This window comes from Actinosynnema sp. (assembly GCF_052038725.1).
In genome coordinates this window covers 1-2,502 of sequence record NZ_JBQGCX010001164.1, presented here as the reverse complement: position 1 = coordinate 2,502, position 2,502 = coordinate 1, and the positions used below count along the sequence as shown (strand labels likewise).

3 protein-coding genes and 1 pseudogene are annotated in these 2,502 nt (G+C 73.1%); 1 reads left to right on the top strand and 3 read right to left on the bottom strand.

Annotation, left to right across the window (positions count from 1 at the left end; translation table 11 throughout):
* The coding region (gene efeO / locus ACTUAL_RS24415; protein WP_440901894.1) for an iron uptake system protein EfeO at positions 1-761 on the bottom strand (761 nt) is incomplete at its 3' end.
* Positions 758-1,645 carry an iron uptake transporter permease EfeU gene (gene efeU, locus ACTUAL_RS24410; RefSeq protein ID WP_440901893.1) on the bottom strand — a complete coding sequence of 296 codons (888 nt, stop codon included), beginning with the start codon at positions 1,643-1,645 and terminating at the stop codon, positions 758-760. The genes efeU and efeO, both read right to left, overlap by 4 nt.
* Positions 1,646-1,856: 211 nt before the next feature.
* On the opposite strand from efeU, the gene ACTUAL_RS24405 reads away from it, so the two are divergent.
* On the top strand, positions 1,857-2,213 hold the full coding sequence (locus ACTUAL_RS24405; protein WP_015803027.1) for an ArsR/SmtB family transcription factor: 357 nt from the start codon (positions 1,857-1,859) through the stop codon (positions 2,211-2,213).
* Positions 2,214-2,222: 9 nt separating this feature from the next.
* Here ACTUAL_RS24405 and ACTUAL_RS24400 read toward each other — a convergent pair.
* Positions 2,223-2,502 (bottom strand): annotated as a pseudogene (locus tag ACTUAL_RS24400) (MFS transporter); the annotation flags it as partial.

Sequence of the window (2,502 nt, the reverse complement as noted above, 5' to 3'; positions counted from 1 at the left end):
GTCAGCTCGACGGTCTTGGCCTTCCCGACGATCTCGGTCACGTCCGCGAGCAGCCGGTCCGCGATCGCCGCGCTGTCACCCCGCAGGCCACCGGTCCACAAATCCTTCTCCAGCCGGTGGAACCCGGTGAACTCCTGCCCCTCCTCCAGGTCCGCCTCCCGAGCGTCGATCCTCGGGTCGAGGTCGCCGAAGCTCTCCGCGACCGGCTCGATCCGCTCCCAGTAGGTGCGCGCCACCGGGTACAGCGCCTTGGCCTCCTCCGCCTTCCCGTCCTTCACGGCGGTGGCGAACTCGGTCGTCTTGGCCAGCAGCGAGTCCGCCTGCGAGTTCACGTACCGCTGGTACCCGGCGGTCGCCTCGCCGAGCCGGGTGTCCGCGTCCGCCTGCCGCGCCGCCGCGCCCTTGACCGTGAACGCGGCCCGGATGCCGTCACCGGCCATGCCCGGCCTGCACGAGGTCTGGTACGCGCCGCCGTCCGGCACCTCCACCAGCAGCCTGCGGGTCAGCCCCGGCGCGATGTTCTCGACCTCGCCCATGATCCGGTCGCCCTCGGCGTACAGGTAGAACTCGGTGACCCGCGCGCCCTTGTTGGTCACCTCGAAGGTGATCGTGCCCGCGTCGGCCTCGGTCCGCGCCACGCCGCACGCGCTGTCGCTCGCCTCCACCGCGATCGGCCCGCCCGGCGAGGCGGCCTCCGGTGTCGCGGACGAGCACGCCGACAGCGCCAGCGCGCCCAGGACGAGGGCTGCGACTCGCTTCACTTCACTTCTCCCTGTGTCGGGGCGACCCGCGTGCGCGCGGGACGCAGGAACAGCGGCAGCGTGACCACCACGTACACCGACCAGGCGATGGCTTGGACGACGGTCGTGCGCGCCGAGTAGTTGAAGACGCCCTTGAGCAGCGCGCCGTACCAGGAGTCCTCGGGGACCGGCCCGGACAGGTCGAACGCGAGCACGTCCAGTCCGGGGATCAGCGCGGCTTCCTGGAGGTCGTGCAGGCCGTAGGCGAGGACGCCCGCGGCCACGAGCACCAGCAGCACGCCGGTGACCGAGAGGAACCGGGACAGGTCGATGCGCAGCGCGCCCCGGTAGATGGCCCATGCCAGCGCGACCGCGATCGCGAGCCCGATCAGGAACCCGGTGAGCGGGCCGCCGTTCTGCCCGGCGGACTGGGCGGCGGCGTAGAAGAAGACCGCCGTCTCCAGGCCCTCGCGGCCGACCGCCAGGAACGCCAGCGCCACGACGGCGACCGGTCCGATCCCGGCGGCCTCGTCGAGCCTGCCGCGCAGCTCCCCGCCGATCCGGCGGGCCGCGCCGCGCATCCAGAACACCATGCCGGTCACGAACACCACCGCGATCAGCGACATGGTCCCGCCGAACGCCTCCTGCGCCCGGAAGTCCAGCGAGGCGCTCGTGAACGTGATCAGCGCGCCCGCGCCCACCGACAGCGCCACCGCGATCCCGACGCCCAGCCAGACCCACCGCAGCTCGCGCCGCCGGTCGGTCTTGACGAGGTACGCCACCAGGACGCTCACCACCAGCGCCGCTTCCAGGCCCTCCCTGAGGCCGATCAGCGCGCTGCCGAACACCGCGCTGCCGAACACGTGCTCCACCCGGTCCACCTCCCGCTGCCGCCGGGTGAACATAGGTAAGCCTTGCCTTGTTTGTCCAGCGGCTGCAAGCGTCTGACCTGCGGGTTCGTGTCCGCTATGTCGTAAATCTACAGCGATGTGCGACCAAAGCGGGGCGAATCGGACGGTAACGAATCGGCGGCGGAGGCCACCGCTCCCGGTGTGCGGGAGGCGGGCGCGCGGGCCGGCGGGGGCGCGGGGCCGCGCTGGTGCGAGCATTGCGGGCATGGGCGCGCGCGAACAGGTGGCAACAACGCAGGACTGGCAACAGGTGCCGCCGGACGCGCACGTCGACGCGGCCGTTGACGGGTTCCGGATGCTGGCCGACGGGACGCGGCTGCGGATGATGTGGCTGCTGTGCGGCGACGAGTACGACGTGACCACCCTCGCGGGCGCGGTCGGCATCGCGCGGCCCGCCGTGTCGCAGCACCTGGCCAAGCTCAAGCTCGCCGGACTGGTGTCGGTGCGGCGGGACGGGCGGCGGGCGGTCTACCGGGCGCGCGGCGGGCACGTGCGGCGGCTGCTGGCCGAGGCCGTCGAGGCGGCCGACCACCACGTGACCGGGCGGCCGGATCACGACTAGTGCCGGGGACTAGCCCGGCCAGCGGGTGTGCAGGTCGTCGATCCGGTACGCGTGCGCGTGCCTGCGGCAGCCGCCCACCAGGGCCGCGTCGCGCAGGTGGTCGTGGTCGTCCTCCAGCCCCCGGTGCTCGTGCTCGACCCACTCCGGGTCGTGCCCCGGCCACAACCGGGTCGCCACGAGCGCCGCGACCAGCGCGACCACCGACAGCGCCAGCAGCGCGGCCACCATCCCCGCCCCCGAGGCCAGCGCGCCCGCCAGCGGGTAGCACAGCAGCCAGCAGGCGTGCGAG

Bases quoted from the DNA above. Each gene is read 5' to 3' on its own strand.
- efeU (WP_440901893.1), bottom strand. From the start codon at position 1,645: ATGTTCACCCGGCGGCAGCGGGAGGTGGACCGGGTGGAGCACGTGTTC.
- ACTUAL_RS24405 (WP_015803027.1), top strand. From the start codon at position 1,857: ATGGGCGCGCGCGAACAGGTGGCAACAACGCAGGACTGGCAACAGGTG.